Below are 17,465 nucleotides of genomic sequence, written 5' to 3'. Positions count from 1 at the left end.
AATTAACAGCTTACTATCTTGAAGATAACTGGCAGGTAACTGATGACTTTGCTGTGAAAGTTGGTTTACGTATCGATGAGTTCGATAGTTGGGGTACTACAGGTAAGTTATTAACGAGCTTCAAAACTGATATTGCACCGCGCTTAGGTTTTACCTGGGATCCAACAGGTACAGGTGATACGAAAGTTTATGGTACTTACGGCCGTTACTACCTACCTGTTGCAAATAACACGATTTTCCGCGCAGCATCAGGTGTAAGTGATATTACAACTGCATACACATATACTGGGGTTGATCCAACAACAGGTGCACCAACAGGACTTGCTCCTTTGGCTGACGCTATCGGAAGTGGTGGTTTAACTAATTCACAACAAGTAAGTGGTGTACCAGTTATCCCTGAAAAAGATATTTTCCAAGCAAAAGAAGCCGATCCGTTCTCTAAAGATGAGTACATCCTTGGTGTACAACAAGCGCTTAACGATGAATATACAGTGGGTCTGAAAGGTACCTATCGTGAAGTTGCAACTGCACTTGATGATTACTGTGGCCGTTATGCATACCCATATTGCGTCATGATTAATCCAGGTTCAACATCAAGCTGGTACAGCGATGGTTACTACTGGAATGGTACTGATTGGGGTGACTCAAGCTTTGATAATGATGGTGTTCCTGACGAAGGTTCACTGACAACTTACTCAGCTGAAACAATCGGCTTACCGAAAGCAAATAATGAGTATACATCAGTTGAATTCAGCTTAGATTACCGCGCAGAAACTATCCGTTATCAATTTGGTTATACTTGGGCACGTAGTGTAGGTAACTTCGAAGGTGCTGTTAAATCAGACATCGGTCAAGCTGATGCAGGTATTACGCAAGACTTCGACTTCCCAGCAGTAATGGATGGTTCACAAGGTTATCAACCTAACGATCGTCGTCATACCTTTAAGTTCTTCGGTAGTTGGGAGCCAGTTGAAAACTTAACTGTTGGTTGGAATGCAACACTTCAAAGTGGTCGTCCACAAAGCCTATTTGGTCAAGGTTACCCATCAAAAGATCCAAACCTAAATGGTGGCTGGGGTGATACTTTCTACATCTATACGAATGAGTGCCCAGACACGAATGGTGATGGTGAATGTCAACAAGACGAAAAAATCTATGAAAAACATAGCCGTGGTACAGCAGGCCGTACTCCATGGACATTTAACTTAGATTTATCAGCTGCATATAACTTCACAGTATCTGATATTGATATGCGTGCGACTATTAATGTATTCAACGTTCTTAATAGCCAAGAAATCACATCAGCTAATGAGCACTATGAACAAAATGAGGGTGAAGTTAACTCTTATTATGGTTCAGCGTATACATGGCAAGCACCTCGCTATGTGCGTTTAGGTTTTGAAGCTCGCTTCTAATATAAGAACAATCAATTTGATTGTCCCCTGACTAAAAAAGCCCGTAAGGGCTTTTTTTATATCTACTTTTACTGCTGTCATCGCCTTGCAACTGTGATACAACAGCCGATTTATCAGGCTATTCTGTTGATTCACATGCCTGTCCTTTGTAAATCACATAATGCTCACCACCAAAGCGAACTTTTCCTCGCTTACGTTCAATAAGTGTATCTGCTGACATATTATTAAATGATTCAATAAATTGCTTACGAGCACGGTGGATTTGAATATTGACATGGCATTCATTAATACCTAAATCGCGGGCTAGTTTTTTTACTTGCACCCAGCCTTGCACCTCGGGTGCAAATTTATTTTTAATATCTGCTAGTTTATAGCGCGCTAATAACACGGTGAGGTAATGATGCGAGCGTACATCAAAGTCTTGTAGTCCATCATTGTGCTTCACTTTTAACTCAGTTTGTTCTTCGTCTAAGCTTAAGCTGAAGATAAATTCTAAATCATTGGTGGAGATAGGGCTTAGGTCAATCGTGTTTTCTTGTGAGGTCATTTCAGCTTTAAACAACTGCCACTGTTGACCGTCGATAGCTATGGTTTGACCTTCTTCGAGGGGAGAGACCTGGTGATCATCGGTACTTTCGAAGCACCACATGTAATTGTGAGGATCAAAGTAGACGATTATTACGGGGTCGTGGTTGTTAGGCAGAAAGTGATATCGTTCCAGTACAATAGCATCAAGCGAATCATTAGCAACGGGTAATAAAAGATCCTTCGGTGGCTCAATTGAGGTTAATTGATAAGTTACCTTATTAAGTTCAGAAAAGCTGATTTTATCATTTAAAGCTAATTGAGATTTGCTGTGTTTTTCAAGCTTTCTACCATTAAGCCACACGCCATTTTTACTCAAATCACGAATGTACCAATGTGGCTCAACCCACTCAATCACAGCATGTATCCGAGTGATTTCTGGATAATTTAATAGTGTATCTACAGAATGAGCTAAACGGCCAAAGCGATGGAAGTCGCGTAAATAAATGCTTTTACCAGAGTCTTTACAGGTAAGTACTGCCATAAATACATCCTTATATATGGAGAAATTATTTTATATTAGCATTTTATTATCATTTATTTTGCTTTTAATTAACATTGAGGGCTAAACTAATAAATATGCACTTAACTGACCGAGTTGTTTGTGTTTTTATTAAAGGATTACTATAAACAGGTACAAGTACTGGCGCAAGGAGGGATGAGCACAATATACCTTGCGACAGACGTGCAACTGAACAGGCAAGTTGTACTTAAAGTCATGAAGCTAAAGAGTGACAATGTTCAACGTGCCATAAACGAAGCACAGCTCATTGCAAGCTTTAATCACCCAAATATCGTGCAGCTCTATAGAATCCTTCATGAGGATGAACAGGTTTTATTAGAAATGGAATACGTTAAAGGGACCACACTTGCACATCTAATAAAAGAGCGGCAGCTCAGTATAACTGAGAAAATAGATATACTTTCGCATATTTGTGATGGCTTAGCAGGTATTCATGAAAAAGAGATTCTGCATCTCGATTTAAAGCCCGCCAATGTATTGATCAGTGAAAATGGTGCAGTGAAAATTGCAGACTTTGGTATTTCAAAAATAAAGCACAAAGACATAAACACACAGACTACAAGTTTTGGTAGTTTGAAAGCAATGTCACCAGAACAACTTAATAACGAGACATTAGATTTTCGCAGCGACCTATTTTCATTGGGGTTAATGGCATATCAGTTATTTAGTGATGTTCATGCTTATATAAATCAAGCTAAAAGTACAGCAGATCAAGATATTGCTGCAGCAATAAAATCATCCCCTTGCCGTGCAAATTATGAATCTATTTATACTATATCACCCGATTTGGCAGTACTAATTAAAAAGTTATTGGCCTTTAAACCAGAAAATAGACCAACAAGTGCGGGCTTGGTAGCCGCACAGTTTAAAAGTATTTTAGCAACGCTCAGTTTTGATTGCCCTACTGTTGAAGTGAAAGATATCGAAAAGCAGCAAAGCGTCCCCCTAGTTGATAAAAGGCTTATGTACTTAATCGGCTTTACAGTGTGTTTTGGTTTGCTGATTTGGGCTTATTTGGCGATGCAAACGAAGGAGTATATTGCGCTTTTACCAATTGATTTTACATCGACAAGCGAAGTGACAGAAACACAAAAGAGGTTACTTAACTTGGGAGTCACTGACGCAGTAACTGAGTTATTGTTGGAGAGTCGGCATTATGCTTTGATTTCAGAACAAGAAATTAAACAAACACAAAACGTAGTGGGAAAAGAAGCTAGTTTGAGCGGGTTGGCAAGTGCACTCGGTGCATCAAAGTTATTAGTACCAAAACTAGACTGCAATCCTTTGTCGTGTGATTTTAGTTTGAGTCAGCTTGATCAAAATGCCACAGTAGTGAGTAAATATCGTACCGCGACAGATAAAGAAAACTATCTAAATATATACAATTCGGCACTTTCTTCGGTGCAGAGCTTGCTTGATGTAAAGGTTGCTGAGCACAGTCAGTTATCCTTGTCTGATGAATTTGTTGATAAATATGTGTCACTTGTGGCACTCGTTGCCAATAACTTGGAAAGCTCTAAAGTAGAGAAATCAATAGCAGAGTCGTTGCTTTTTCAGCGTGCTGATTTTAAACCTCTTTACCCGCTTTATCGAAAAATTATGTTGCGACTTTATAAGATGACGCAAAATATTGCGCTTATAAAAGAGCTACAAACTCAGCTAGATAATTCACCCGAATCTTATCGTGAAAGCCCAGCTTACTTAATTGATTTGTTGGAAATATATCAACACGCAGGTGAGCAAAGTAAAGCTTATAAGGTTATTAAGCAAATTCAAAACTCATCATTAGAGGCATATCAAAAGCAGAGTATTTTAGCTGTTTACTATAATCGAATTGGCGATCTAGAAAGCGCATTAACGCATGCTCGCAATGCATACACACTTAGACCAACTTTGCTCGCAACAAGAAATCTAGCGATTGCTTACCTCATTCAAGGACAACGTGCTGAAGCTGCCACTTATTTAAAAGAGGTTTTACGCTACAACCCTTCGGATATTGTGACGCTAAAAACATTGGCTGATATTTCATTGTTATCTGGAGAATTAAAAGAGGCGCAACAACATTATCAAAAATTAATTGATTCAGGGCAGCAGAGTCCTTCTATACTTAGTAATTACTCTATCGTTCTCTCCTTGCAAGGCGAGTTAGATGAGGCATTAATATTTGCGAATCGAGCTATGCTATTAGCGTCAGAAACATCTACCTTGCAGCTAAATTACGCTGACTTACTTTATTTAAAGGGCCAGACTGATGAGGCACTCTCCTTATATGCAAGAATTAATAAGCGCCTTGATGCTTCGCCAAAGAATATTGCTGAACAATTAGAAAAAGCGCAGGTATTGATTCATCTAGAGCAAAATCAATATGCTATGAATCAAATTGAACAGGTATTAATTGCGCAACCTGATCTGGCAGAAGCATATTTTGTTAAAGCAATACTTCAAAGTGTACTAAATGAAAAATACTCAGCGCTAGCGTCAATAGAGCAAAGCATTAAGCTGGGCTGGAGCCCAGTTTTTTATCGCTTAGGTTGGTTTAAACCGTTATGTTCCGAGCGTAAACTCGCCACTTTAATTGGTCAGTCTCATTATTTATTTTTATGTAATCATAATAAAAGCGCAGAGATAGACTCTGCGCATTTATAAATTAGGTTGGCTCCATGTCCTCAATGATGACACGAGGATCTTGAGAGAAGTAACGCATAAGCGAGTTAATATCTCCATCTCTTTTGGCAATTAGTCGAAAATTGATCTCATAATTTGCTTTTTGATCTAATTGTCCTGCAATAGCCTTATTTGGACTGTTAGCTAATAATTTTGCTAGCTCTTTTGATAATGCTTGATGAGGTAAAATGTTCGAAATAGTGACAATCAATACTTTGCCATTATTTGCGACAATACTGTTGAGTTGATAGTTGAAATTGTCTTTAGCATCAGAGAAGTAACTGCCATTTTCGGCGAAACTCCAATCGGATTCTTTAGCAAGTTCGTAATAGAGGTTCAGGCTGTCACCTGCAAGTAGATCTTTGTAGTTAATTTTAATTTCTTCGGCACTCGCGCCAGACTGAGAAGTGATTTCCCATGGGCCGTTGTCATTGGGAATAACAAAAAAGCTAAGATCGTTCATGATATAAAATCCTGTTTTCTAATTGAGGAGCTGCTTATTTAATTCATAAGCAGCTATAACTATAGGTTGTTTAACAAGAACCCCAAATTGTGCCGCTCCATAGCGGACTATTATTTGCGTATACCGTTGCTTTAATTCCATTAAATGGAGGAACACCAAAGCGAAATCCACACGTTTGCATACATACTTTAACCGATGTACCGCTTGGAATTGGTAAACTTACTGAAAAACAGATATTGCCGACTACTGGAAAATTAACGCAAATTTTGCCATTTTCATAACTGGCGCCAACGCACGCTGAAATCTGTGCGGCTAACGTGGATGGATGAAACTCAAGAGGTTGATTAGCTGCCGTCTCGCTGGTCGCTAAACTAATAGAATGATCTTTGGTTAGATCGGGTACTAAGTTGGTATTTTTATCGCTGTCACACATAGTCAAATTCTCCTTGCATAATTTTGAAGTGGCAACAAACAAATCTCTAAATAGGTAATTTGCTGTTTGCCTGTTTGTGCAAGGAAAAGGATAGGTAGTTCTATTACAGCTTGTTATTACAGATTATTACATGATGGTATTTTGTTTTAATATCAATTGATTGGTTTGCATTTTACCAAAGGCAGTGGCTCGGTTGCTTTACTATCTAAATGGCGAACAAAGCAGATTTGGTTTTTAATCAACAGCTCAAAGCGTTCTGGTATATTTGGATGTGAACCGCTGAGTGGATTCCCTTGTATATCAACGCCATTCAAGCTTTCGATGACAAGTATGCTGCTATTGATAAATGCCTCGTCGGATACCTGAATAGGCTTACTGTGCATTAACCTTGAAATGCCTTGTGCTATTAAGGTGCTTTGTGGCTCAGTAACGCGTGCGTGTTGAAGTTTAGGGGTTGGTTGTTGGGTATGTGAACTACAGCCAAACAAAACACTAAGTAGCAAGATACAGGTTAGATGGGCTCTCATCATAGCTCCATTAAGTTTACAGTGCCTAATAAAGGTTATTATATTGAATATAGTCAGCTTCTAATCAATTAGATAGATTGCACGGGCATTTTTAAAACTGAGTTGTTGCCATACATTGTACTGTTTACACAATGAAAAATAATGCTGCCAACATTGCTCATAGCTGGTATTGATTTGGCAAACAGGGAAGTTACTGGCAAACATGATTCGATGTTCACCAAAATAGTTTAACAGTTGATCCAGTAACCAGCGGTGCTTATTGGCCGCGAGCGTTGTAAATTCTAAACCAGAAAACTTAATCACGATATTATCGCAGCGACTTAATTTTATAATCGCACGTAGCCAGTTTTGCTCATTATTAATAAAGCCTAAATGATTTATAACCACCTGTAATTTAGGAATAGCACGACAGTAATGCAGTAACTGTTCGGTTACCTGTTGATTTTCAATCTCGAACTGAGCTTCAAATATTAAGTGTTTACTAGCAAGATAAGCAAGGTTCTCTTGGCAATGCGGGTCTAATAAACGCATTGAGTCACTCCCTTCGGTTATATCACGAATGCCAGCAAGTTGAGGTTGCTCTAAGGCTGACATTGCAGCGATAAACTGATTGCTAGGAGCATTAATGGCGCTAAAGCTAATTGCTTTATAGGGCATACTTTTCAAGTGTTTGCTAAGCCAGTTAAGCTCATTGACCGGCGCTTGGTTGTCGAAGCCTGCTTCAATATGCACCAGTGCTTCTAGTTGAAATGGACACGCTGCTTTAAGCTCTGCAGCGGTTGTTTGCGCTTTAATTTTATCGAGGTTTGGCCAAGCAGGAGGAGTGTTGCCTTGAAGCCAAGTATATTGACCCTCAGTGAGGTTAAAAAAGTGCACATGGGGGTCAATAATCTTGTCGCTCATTGTGTGGTGTATCCACCATCAATGCTTTGCAAGCTACCAGTGATAAAGCTCGCTTCAGGACTGATTAAAAAGTTCACCAAAGCGGCAATTTCTTCTGGTTGCCCTAAGCGACCTAAAGGTTGCAGCGCAGCTTCTTCAGCAACAACCTCAGCTTTGTTGGCACCACTTTGCTGACAATATGCATCAATCGCATTATGGAAAAGCGGCGTTTCTATCGTGCCCGGACAAACCGCGTTAGCACGAATGTTAAACGCGGCATAATCCAGTGCTGTGGTTTTTGCCATTGAAGCCAGTGCATGCTTGGTTAGGTTATAAGCAAACGAATTTGGTTTGCCAATAATTGCCTGATCAGAAGCAACCAATACAATGCTGCCACCTTGCTGGCTTTTCATGCTAGGTAATACGGCTTGAATTGCAGCATAAGCACCTTTTACATTGAGCGCAAACAGGGCATCAAACGTTGCTTCATCAGTGTTTTCAATGTTGGCACTCAAATGACGACCTGCATTGGATACTAAGGCATCAACGCGACCCGTCTCGGCAATGATATCGGCGATAACCGACTTCACCTGCTGAATATCACTAACGTCACAGTGGCGATAATTGCCCTCAGATGGGGTGATATCTAAATTATAAACGGTGTAAGCTTCACGCTCTAAACGCTCAACAATCGCTTTGCCAATACCTTTACTGCCGCCTGTGACAATTGCAACGTTTGTCATCATTTACCCTTAGTGGCTGTGGCCACAGCCGCCTTCACCGTGCACATGACCGTGTGATAACTCTTCGGCTGTTGCTTGGCGAACATTAAGCACTTCAACGTCAAAAGTCAGTGTTTTACCAGCAAATGGGTGGTTTAAGTCACAATCTGCATTGAAACGACCTACTTTAACGATCGTTACTTGATGACGACCTTGGTTTGAATGAACAATAGCAGTCATACCTGGCTTCCACACTTTTGTGTTGCCTTGTAAGTGCTTAAGTGGAATACGTTGGATCAGATCGTCAACGCGTTCGCCGTAAGATTCGCTAGGCTCAAGTGTTACGCTGAAGTTATCGCCAGTAGTTTTTCCTTCAAGCGCTTTTTCAAGACCCGGAAGCATGCCTTCAGTGCCATGGATATATGAAAGTGGCTCGCCATCTTTGCTAGATTCAATTTGCTCGCCCGCTTCACTCAAAGTGTAGTGAAACTCAACCACTGCGTCTTTACTGATTTGCATGTTATTACTCTTTAGAATTTAAAATATAAGCGTTGATTTTACGCTAAGCGCTTTGGCTGAGCAATCAAGGCTTTTTCAATGAGCTTTCAATACCAGATAACATTACTTCGCTGGCTGATGCTTGCGGCTCGGGCTGCATTATTTGTGGCAAGTGCAAAGTGAGTATGGTGCCAGGTTTAATTATGCTGGTGGCGGTTAGTTTATTCCACTTTGCAACATCTTTGTGAGGAACATCGTAAAGCTGACTGATACTCCAAATAGAGTCCCCAGGTTTTACTTGGTAATTAACTGCAATAGTTGATACCACATCTTCTTGTTGCTCTAAGTAAGGACTAATATCGTAATCCACGATGAGTGATTTTGGCATGGTGTGAGGCTTTGTTAAACTCAACTGCTCGCCAATTTTAATTAAGTTCGAAGACTTGTTATTCATCTTTTTTAAATCAGCTACTTGCATACCAAAGCGGGTGGCGATGCTGTATAACGTATCACCTTTTTGTACCGTGTACTCTCCAGCAAAATTATTTCTAAATAGCTTACTTTGCAACAAGGTTTGTTGCTCGACAGGCAGGAGTAAGGTATGGGGGCCGTTTGGAGAGCTTTGGTTTTTTAAATAACCAGGGTTCAATTTGTGTAGCTGTTTACGCCCCACCCCTGACAAACTAGCAATAACTGAAAAATCGAACTGCTGGCCGATATTAAACTCAGTAGTCAGTGCTTTATTTGCTAGCCTTGGGCGCTTAAGGCCGAGTTCAGGATGTTTTAGTAAATAACTCAGTGCCATTAACTTTGGGATATAGTCGGCAGTTTCTTGAGGTAATGAAAGAGACCAATAATCTGTTTTTTTACCCAAGCGTTTGTTTTTTGCTATGGCTTTTTTTACTCTGCCTTCGCCACTATTGTAAGCTGCTAAAGCATGCAGCCAGTTACCATCAAACCGTTTATGTAAGTAACGTAGATAGGCCAAAGCAGCATCAGTTGAGGCTAATACATCTTGACGACCGTCATACCATTGATCGCTTTGTATGCCAAAGTGATAGGCGGTTGCTCCAACTAATTGCCACACCCCTACGGCATGTTCTGATGAGCGAATTGTAGGCCTGAAGTCACTTTCTACAAAAGGTAATAATGCCAACTCCATTGGTAACTTTTGTTGCTCTACACGGCGGACAATATGATACAGGTAAGGCGCAGCACGTTTGTTAACTTTCAGTAAGTAATTAGGTTGTGCTAAATACCATTTAAGACGAGCGGTAGTATGTGCATTGGTTTGGAAAACAAGGCTTAAATTATTCGCAATGTGTTGCCATAACTCTTCGGCACGTGCAGTTGGTAATGGAGTATTATTTACTGGCACAGGCTCTTTTGGTGACACCTTTATTTGGGGCGTCGCCACGATAAACTCGTTTACTTCGAGTTGGGGGGCTAAGTCAGGTTCATAGTGGCTGAAGATAGCTGGCCGCTCTGAGTGTTCCTGAGCAGTGTCTTGCTGAGTAAGTTGGCATCCTTGTAAGCCAATAATAAAGCTCAGCAAAAGTATGTCTTTCAATTTTATACGAGCCATATAATAAAATCCTTTTATTATTTTAGCGCTATTTTGACAATTTGGCCTTCTTAAGTCCAGCTTCTAGAAACATAGTGAATGCCCGATTACCAATTTCATCAAGCTGATATTGCTGTTTGATCTGTTCAGGAAAAAGCTCAATTAACTCCTCAACCGATTTATCTGGCTGCGCTTTTGTAAGGGTAATAATTGCGTTTAAAAATGCGATTGGTTTAGCTAGTTCTGCTGTATTTAGCTGTTCGCCATGGCCGGGTAAAATAGTCACGAGCTCAGTGTTATTGTGAATTTTTTTGAGCGCTGCTAGCCAGTTTTCTAATTCGCCATGACCAGGGTAGGGTAAGCTATCAACGATATCTGCACCAACTAACACTCTGCCATGATCAGCGGTAATGGTTAAGTCACCTTGAGTGTGAGCCCGATAAGGCGTTAATGTAATAGGGTAGTGACCTAATTCAAGACTAGTCTGCTTTGATACGCTTATGGCTGGTGGGTTTAAACTAAGCTCTCGCCAGCGAAATAAACGTTGTTTAGCAAGGGTTAATTTGTCTCGCCAAATAGTTTGCTGATCTTCAGGCTGATTCGCCAAGCGTTGGTAGCTAAGCTCAATACTTTTTTCATAACCATCTAGTTTATCTTTTAATGCTTGTTGCATTGCTGCAAATTCACTAGCCACTTGCTGATGTACAATTAGTTTGGCATCAGGAAATTCAGCTTGTAATACGGCTAACCCTAACAAGTGGTCATCGTGAAAATGACTCGCCACTAGATAACATAAGGGGGTTTTTAAACGTTGTTTTAATTGCTTGGCAAGGCTTTCAACTTCTGCAAAGTTACCGCTTGCATCTACCATCAAAGCACACTTTTTTCCTTCAATGAGTACTTGGTTTGAATCATAAAAGCGTAACTTACTTTGTTGTTTTAAAAATTGAATTTCAGGCGTGATTGTATGCCAGCTAACATTTGCTTGTGCGTTTAACCCAGTAAATAAAAAAAGTAATGCAGCAGCAATTCGCATATTTATTTGCTCGAATATGAGTGAATATGATCGATTGTAAACAAAAAAGCGCTGTGTGCGCTTTTTAGGGATCGAGATGTTGGCTGAGTTTATCAATTAAACTGTCATGTTGCTGTTCTTGTTTTGCTTGTTGCGATTTCACTTCAAGCAATTCATGACTTAAATGTAATGCAGCCATTAGCAAAGCGTTTTGTTCATTACGAACTGTTGAGCGTTGTTTCATTTGCTCCACCAAGTCATTTAAATTTTGAGCTGCGGCTATAAGGGCATGCTCTTGCCCTTGTGGGCAAGAGAATTCATGTTCCTTACCCAGTAGCTCGACAGTGACTCGCTGACTTTGTGGGGAGCTCATTAGCTAGCCTGTTGAACGCTTTGTAATTTCTCAAGCAGACCGGTAAGTGTACTGCTAGCATCTTTTTGTTTCTCTTCGTTTTCGAGAACTTCAAGTTGCAGAGTTTCGTTTTCATCTAACAGTTTTGCTGTTTGTTCTTGTAAGCTTTTAACTTCGCTTTCAAGTTCACTGTTGCGAAGGATTAATTTGTCGATCAGTTGTTCGAGTTGGGAAAGAGTTTCGTTATTCATAAATGCGCTCATAAAACTGTGATTATTGTCATGCAAATGTAAAGGAAAGTGCCTTGATATGCCAGCATTTACGGCTGTTTTAGCAGATTTTTATTTATTATTAAGGCGTAATTCAGTGTAATGGCTTTTTTATTCATTTATGGTTCACTGAAGCGCCACATTTTCTGTTTATCATGTACAATATGACTATTCATTTTTAATGCAGCTTTTGCATCTGGCGACTTATAAATATGCTTAGTTATCGACATTCTTTCCATGCGGGCAATCCTGCCGATGTTTTAAAACACCTTGTTTTAGCTGAAGTACTTAAATACCAAACTATCAAAGATAAGCCACTCGATTATGTGGATACGCATTCTGGTGCAGGTTTTTTTGAACTTGCTGGTAGTGATGCACAAAAAACACAAGAATATTTAGATGGCATCGCCAAGCTTTGGCATCACCGTAGTGAACATGCGGAACTAAATGACTATATTGAGCTTATTAAGTTGTTTAATGAAAATGGTAATTTAGATTTTTACCCAGGCTCACCGAAAATTGCAGAGCACTTCCTACGCCGCCAAGATAATGGCTGGTTTTTTGAATTACATCCGCGCGACTTACAGCTTTTGCAAGACAACATGAAAGGAAAGCGTTCAATTCGCGTGCGTGGCGAAAATGGTTTTCAAGGCTTGGTAGGCTTGTTACCACCAGCCTCTCGGCGTGCGTGTGTATTGATTGACCCTCCATATGAAATTAAAGATGACTATGACACTGTTGTAAAAACGCTTGTCAAAGCACATAAACGTTTCGCAACAGGCACATATATGATTTGGTATCCGGTAGTCGACCGTGAACGAATCGATAGAATGGAAGCTGGATTAATTGCGTCGGGTATGCGCAATATTCAACTTTTTGAATTAGCAACTGAGGCCGATACCGACGTTCATGGCATGACAGCATCGGGTATGATAGTGATCAACCCGCCATGGAAATTAAAGCAAACAATGGATGCGGTATTACCAGAACTTGTTTCATTACTGAGTGATAGCAGTGGTTTTTATCGCAGTGAACAGTTAGTTGAAGAGTAAATTGTTTTCCATATAAAAAGCCCAACAATCACTGTTGGGCTTTTTATGCGTTGCCTAAATTTATCTTTATAGTTGTTTATATAAAGTTTAGGTTGCTTTATTTAGTTCATATAAGTGGCTGCAAAGGTAGCAACAGGTTCGCTACTATCATCAAGCAATATGAGCTTTTCACCATTTATTGTAAATTGAGCAGTCGCAGCTAAAGCTGCAGACATAGCTGCTTCGATATCCATTTGCGAAATACACATTTTTTCGGTGCTTGCTAATGGGTTAAAGGTCAGAGTTTGGCCACTGACTTCATAGCTACCAGAGAAATTATTGCAGCCCAAGAAACCATTGGTTGAGCCATCTTCTTTGAATTGAATAAAAGGCTCTTTGGTTTCGACCGTCACTGCTTCATCATTAATGGTGATAGCTTTCCAGTAAGTGTTTACCAAAGTAACATCTGGCTTTTTAGCAGATACTTTAGAAACGGTTACTTTATAAACCTCAGCAGTTTCATCTTCGACAAATGGATTGTTATGAGTAGTGCTGATATAAAGCAATTTACCTTGGTTTTCGATGCGAGCACTTACGCTGTAACGGTGACGATCAACGATTTTACTATCATCATATTCAAGAGCCACAGTGTAAGGTGGTGCACCATTTAGTTCAATCTCTTGCTCGCTGATTACATCAGCTTTTGCGTCCATTTTTGAAACATCAGCAAGTTGCACCTTTAGTACTGAGCCTGGTGGTAACATGCTGCGATCTAAGTAAGTAACCTCAGTAGTAAGAGTTTTCATTGTAGATTGCTCTGCTTTTTGGGTACTAGAATTGTCCCCACAACCCGTTAATACAACGCTGCTACCTAACAGCATAAGACTACAAATAGAGGCGTTTTTTAAAGATGAGAAGGTATCCGAAGCCATGATTATTTTCCTTGCGTTACACTATGTAAATAATTAGAAAAGCATAAAGTTCGCTGACTTAATCATAGCTTAATTAATTGAAAATGGGCACAAGGCCCATTTATTTCATGTATTATTTTTTCACGTACTTAGTGAGAATAACAATACGCTGACCTTCTACGCGCCCTTCGATGTGTTCAGGGTTGCTAGTCAGGCCGATATTTCTAACAGCTGTGCCTCGTTTTGCAACTAGGCTACTGCCTTTTACGTCAAGATCTTTAATCAGTGTAACGGTGTCACCAGCTTGAAGAACCACACCATTGCTATCGATATGTTTAATGTCATCTTCTTCGGCAAGGGCCATTTGCGCCCATTTAAGGGTATCTTCTTCAAGGTAAATCATGTCTAGCGCGTCTTGTGCCCAACCATTATCCGCAGCTAAGCGTTTTAACATGCGATAAGCCACAACTTGCACAGCGGGTGTTTGACTCCACATGCTATCGTTTAGGCAGTGCCAATGGTTTGCTGTTAGCTCTGCGCTATTGTCAATTTGGTCTTTACAGGTTTGGCACACATAAATGCACTTGTCTGAATGAGCCTCTGTAACAGGGGGGACTTCGTAAACAGATAGGTTAGCTGTATTAGTACAAAGTTCACATTGGTTATTACTGCGTTCGATAAGGGCTTGTTCAATGCTCATAGGAGGCTCTTTTAAGTTAACAAGGTAAGAAAAACAGCGCGCAGTATAGCAAAAGTAGGTCCAAAGCGGAATATCCTTAGTTATTGTGGGGGTATGTTTTTCGTATATTTGTTGATGATGGCATCAAGGCGGCCGGATTGTTTTAACTCATCGATAGCCATATTTATCTTTGGTAGCAATGCTTGGTGTTCAGCACGTAGGCGAATTTTTAGGTTACCAAGCGAGTGTAGCGCGCCAAAGTCGATATCAGCATTAAATTGCTGAGCCCAATACAGCGCAGGCAGTTTATCTAGAATGACTACCTCAATACGTTTTAGTTTTAGAGCCTCAATAAGTTGCTTTTCAGAACTAAAATCGACCCGTTTAAAGTGGTTGTCGTCGTAGTAATAATAGCCAAGTATAGTACCAACAGGTTTGTTTTTTATGGCCTCAAGCTGTTGCCAATTGGTCACATTATTTTTCAAACTTACTAGGTATTCTTCAATGGTAAATAAGCTATCTGAATAAATAAATTGTGGGTTTTGCTTTTCGGTTTGGCTTAACCATTCAAGGCTAATTACATCAAAGTCGATGTGCCCAAGATGAAGATATTTAACGGTACGTTTGGCTGGCAGCTCTACATGTTTTGCTTGTATGTCAGCGAGCTGCATAACTCGCATGATAATTTCAGGCAATATCCCCGGTTCACGTTTATCGTTTGTGTAATATGGGAAATAGTTTCCAGATCCCGTGACATTGTATTTAAGTACGGGTGGTTGTTCCGCTTGTACAGACCGTGAAAGAAGTAATAAAACTAAGAAAGCCGAGTAAATTAGGGGCAATGGATTATTTGACATCGTTTTCATGTGCCTAGTGTGGTCGGGTTTTTATTTTTTAGCAAGGTGTTCAGCTTTCACTATACTAAGAACAGGAGTAAAGTGGGGGGACAGTATCTGAGCGAGATGTATAATGTCAGAATTAAGTATGGAAGGTAACAAAAGTCAGAGCATGACGCAGTATATAGCCCGGCAGCCAATATTTAATGCTGACAGAAGCCTGTATGCCTATGAGTTATTGTACAGGGAATCAAATGATAATGTCTTTCCGGTGGGGACCAGTGATGGTCAAGCTACAGGTCGATTGTTTTTCAATGCCTTGATGTTGATGGGGTTAGAGAAGCTTACAGGTTTTCAACCAGCATTTATCAACTTATCAACTGACGCTATTTTAGATGACTTTCCAAAGTTGTTGCAGCCAACCAGTGCTGTGATAGAAATTGTCGAGCGTGCGACAAGTATCCCGCAAATTATTGGTCGAGTTAAACAATTAAAGCAAGATGGTTACCTTTTTGCTTTAGACGACTACGACGGTGATGATAAGTGGCAAGATGTATTGCCATTAATGGACTTCATAAAAATAGAGGCTGCTGACCCAATCATTAAAACCAATATGACGGTTAAAAAGCTTAAACGCAGCTACCCAAAAGCAAAAGTTATTGTTGAGAGAGTAGAAAGCTACGAAGATTTTCAACAATTAAAAGCGGCTGGTTGTGATTTATTTCAAGGGTATTTTTTTGCGAAGCCAGAATTGCTAAGGTTTGGTAATGTGGAGCCTTCAAAAGTGGCTGTTCTAGAGTTACTCAGCTGCACTGCTCAAACTGCTCTAAATTTTGACCAAATCCAGCAACGTGTAGCCAAAGATATTGCCTTAACAGCTAGAATCTTAAGGCTGGTAAACGCACGAACCAGCAGTACACAACAGACAATTCGCTCAATTTCGCAGGCGGTTATTTATTTAGGTGAAGATGCAATTAGGCAATTTGTTCGTGTATTAGCACTAAGCGAGTTAGGGAACGATAAACCGCAAGAGTTAACTAAGCTTGGTTTAACTCGTGCTAAATTTATATCACTGATGCTTGAACCTGCGGGTAAAGAGCTTTCGGAGCAAGGCTATTTAGTGGGTCTTTTGTCTGTATTGGACGCTATTTTAGATGTAAAGCTTGATGCGGTTGTTAAAGAGTTCTCGCTTGGAGCAGAACTTACAAGTGCACTGGTTAAGTTTGATGGAATGCAAGGAGCCAGTTTGCAGCTTGTTATAGCCATGGAAAAAGAACAGTGGCAAACAGCAACCAAGTTACTAAAGATAATTCGTCCAGCAGCGAATATGGATATTGTGTATCGTGCAATGTATGACGCTCGTGCCTATGCTGACAATGTGTTTGACACTTTAGCATCGGTTGCAGACTAATCTCGTTAAGTTAGCTATGATGCCCGCAATGTTTACAGGTAAGGGTTATCAATATGCGTGTTTTTTTCCCCATTGTAATGATTATTGCGGCGTTAGCTTTACTTATACCGGGCGTGACGAGACCAGTTTTAACCTTAGAAGGTAAAATAGATAAATCGAAGCTTGCTAAAACAGGTATTGAAATGATTGCCGATGAAGGCGATCGCAATACGCGTAGTGTACTAATGATGGCATCAAGCATGTTGGGGCTTGATAAGCTTGAAGGCGAAATCGATGCCTACAAAAAAACGCGCAGCATTTGGGGCACAGTAAATGAGCTTGCCAATAACAAAAACTACCTTGTTGCCGCGCTGGTTGCGGTGTTCTCGATTGTTATTCCCACTTTAAAACTCCTGATGCAATTGCTTTATTGTTTTTTACCGATGAATAGATTTAAGCATTTACTCGGTCAACTCATACAAGGCTTAAGTAAATGGAGCATGGTTGATGTGTTTGTGATTGCATTAATCGTGTCTTATTTGGCTGGTAACGCCGATGGACAAATGGGCGAACTGATAAAAATGCATGCCGAATTAGGCGATGGATTTTGGTATTTTACTGGTTATTGCCTGTTTGCTATTGCTGCCAGCAGTAGCATTAAAACAGATAAACCCTTGTCGAGCGCGTAAATTTCGGGCTACAATTT

The 17,465-nt window shown here is 40.1% G+C and carries 18 protein-coding genes and 1 pseudogene; 5 read left to right on the top strand and 14 right to left on the bottom strand.

Annotated features, from left to right (window positions below; translation table 11 throughout):
- Window positions 1-1,415, top strand: a pseudogene (locus L1267_RS13120) (TonB-dependent receptor); the annotation flags it as partial.
- Window positions 1,416-1,533: 118 nt separating this feature from the next.
- Here L1267_RS13120 and L1267_RS13115 read toward each other — a convergent pair.
- Window positions 1,534-2,484: an FHA domain-containing protein gene (locus L1267_RS13115; protein WP_235383135.1), complete on the bottom strand. Its 951-nt coding sequence runs from the start codon at window positions 2,482-2,484 to the stop codon at window positions 1,534-1,536.
- A 120-nt stretch (window positions 2,485-2,604) separates the two neighbouring features.
- On the opposite strand from L1267_RS13115, the gene L1267_RS13110 reads away from it, so the two are divergent.
- Window positions 2,605-5,169 carry a protein kinase domain-containing protein gene (locus L1267_RS13110; protein WP_328247684.1) on the top strand — a complete coding sequence of 855 codons (2,565 nt, stop codon included), beginning with the start codon at window positions 2,605-2,607 and terminating at the stop codon, window positions 5,167-5,169.
- Between the two features lies 1 nt (window position 5,170).
- Here the strand turns inward: L1267_RS13110 and L1267_RS13105 are convergent, their stop codons facing one another.
- The 10 genes from L1267_RS13105 to L1267_RS13060 form a co-directional block, all read right to left on the bottom strand.
- Window positions 5,171-5,650, bottom strand: a complete 480-nt coding sequence (locus L1267_RS13105) for a hypothetical protein (protein WP_199527645.1) — start codon at window positions 5,648-5,650, stop codon at window positions 5,171-5,173.
- A 70-nt stretch (window positions 5,651-5,720) separates the two neighbouring features.
- Window positions 5,721-6,083, bottom strand: coding sequence for a hypothetical protein (locus L1267_RS13100; protein WP_135923286.1), 363 nt, complete (start codon window positions 6,081-6,083; stop codon window positions 5,721-5,723).
- A 152-nt stretch (window positions 6,084-6,235) separates the two neighbouring features.
- Window positions 6,236-6,613 carry a hypothetical protein gene (locus L1267_RS13095; RefSeq protein WP_235383133.1) on the bottom strand — a complete coding sequence of 126 codons (378 nt, stop codon included), beginning with the start codon at window positions 6,611-6,613 and terminating at the stop codon, window positions 6,236-6,238.
- A 57-nt stretch (window positions 6,614-6,670) separates the two neighbouring features.
- A complete protein-coding gene (locus tag L1267_RS13090) occupies window positions 6,671-7,513 on the bottom strand; it encodes an amidohydrolase family protein (protein WP_235383132.1) in 843 nt (280 codons plus the stop codon).
- A complete protein-coding gene (locus tag L1267_RS13085) occupies window positions 7,510-8,235 on the bottom strand; it encodes an SDR family NAD(P)-dependent oxidoreductase (RefSeq protein ID WP_135923288.1) in 726 nt (241 codons plus the stop codon). Before L1267_RS13085 ends, L1267_RS13090 begins: the two co-directional genes overlap by 4 nt.
- 9 nt (window positions 8,236-8,244) lie before the next feature.
- Window positions 8,245-8,733: an FKBP-type peptidyl-prolyl cis-trans isomerase gene (locus L1267_RS13080; RefSeq protein WP_135923289.1), complete on the bottom strand. Its 489-nt coding sequence runs from the start codon at window positions 8,731-8,733 to the stop codon at window positions 8,245-8,247.
- Between the two features lie 64 nt (window positions 8,734-8,797).
- Window positions 8,798-10,282, bottom strand: coding sequence for a LysM peptidoglycan-binding domain-containing protein (locus L1267_RS13075; protein WP_425343218.1), 1,485 nt, complete (start codon window positions 10,280-10,282; stop codon window positions 8,798-8,800).
- Between the two features lie 43 nt (window positions 10,283-10,325).
- Window positions 10,326-11,312 carry an MBL fold metallo-hydrolase gene (locus L1267_RS13070; RefSeq protein ID WP_235383131.1) on the bottom strand — a complete coding sequence of 329 codons (987 nt, stop codon included), beginning with the start codon at window positions 11,310-11,312 and terminating at the stop codon, window positions 10,326-10,328.
- Window positions 11,313-11,376: 64 nt separating this feature from the next.
- Complete coding sequence (locus L1267_RS13065; protein ID WP_135923292.1) at window positions 11,377-11,664, bottom strand: cell division protein ZapA; 288 nt, start codon at window positions 11,662-11,664, stop codon at window positions 11,377-11,379.
- Window positions 11,664-11,894: a DUF904 domain-containing protein gene (locus L1267_RS13060; protein ID WP_130050403.1), complete on the bottom strand. Its 231-nt coding sequence runs from the start codon at window positions 11,892-11,894 to the stop codon at window positions 11,664-11,666. Before L1267_RS13060 ends, L1267_RS13065 begins: the two co-directional genes overlap by 1 nt.
- A 230-nt stretch (window positions 11,895-12,124) precedes the next feature.
- On the opposite strand from L1267_RS13060, the gene L1267_RS13055 reads away from it, so the two are divergent.
- A complete protein-coding gene (locus L1267_RS13055; protein WP_235383130.1) occupies window positions 12,125-12,964 on the top strand; it encodes a 23S rRNA (adenine(2030)-N(6))-methyltransferase RlmJ in 840 nt (279 codons plus the stop codon).
- A gap of 101 nt (window positions 12,965-13,065) precedes the next feature.
- On the opposite strand, the gene L1267_RS13050 is transcribed toward L1267_RS13055, so the two are convergent.
- The 3 genes from L1267_RS13050 to L1267_RS13040 all read right to left on the bottom strand — a co-directional run bounded on the left by L1267_RS13050 (window position 13,066) and on the right by L1267_RS13040 (window position 15,390).
- Window positions 13,066-13,875: an META domain-containing protein gene (locus L1267_RS13050; RefSeq protein ID WP_235383129.1), complete on the bottom strand. Its 810-nt coding sequence runs from the start codon at window positions 13,873-13,875 to the stop codon at window positions 13,066-13,068.
- 112 nt (window positions 13,876-13,987) lie between these two features.
- Window positions 13,988-14,554 carry a PhnA domain-containing protein gene (locus tag L1267_RS13045; RefSeq protein ID WP_235383128.1) on the bottom strand — a complete coding sequence of 189 codons (567 nt, stop codon included), beginning with the start codon at window positions 14,552-14,554 and terminating at the stop codon, window positions 13,988-13,990.
- 80 nt (window positions 14,555-14,634) lie between these two features.
- A complete protein-coding gene (locus L1267_RS13040; protein ID WP_235383127.1) occupies window positions 14,635-15,390 on the bottom strand; it encodes a substrate-binding periplasmic protein in 756 nt (251 codons plus the stop codon).
- Between the two features lie 112 nt (window positions 15,391-15,502).
- Here L1267_RS13040 and L1267_RS13035 point away from each other — a divergent pair, with 112 nt between their 5' ends.
- Together L1267_RS13035 and L1267_RS13030 are read left to right on the top strand one after the other, a co-directional pair.
- Window positions 15,503-16,780 carry an EAL and HDOD domain-containing protein gene (locus L1267_RS13035; protein WP_235383126.1) on the top strand — a complete coding sequence of 426 codons (1,278 nt, stop codon included), beginning with the start codon at window positions 15,503-15,505 and terminating at the stop codon, window positions 16,778-16,780.
- Window positions 16,781-16,833: 53 nt separating this feature from the next.
- Window positions 16,834-17,448: a paraquat-inducible protein A gene (locus L1267_RS13030; protein ID WP_135923297.1), complete on the top strand. Its 615-nt coding sequence runs from the start codon at window positions 16,834-16,836 to the stop codon at window positions 17,446-17,448.
- Window positions 17,449-17,465: the final 17 nt, after the last annotated feature.

The organism is Pseudoalteromonas sp. OFAV1 (genome assembly GCF_021532595.1).
GTDB classification, from domain to species: Bacteria; Pseudomonadota; Gammaproteobacteria; order Enterobacterales; family Alteromonadaceae; genus Pseudoalteromonas; species Pseudoalteromonas lipolytica_C.
This window is presented reverse-complemented; position numbering and strand designations above follow the sequence as displayed.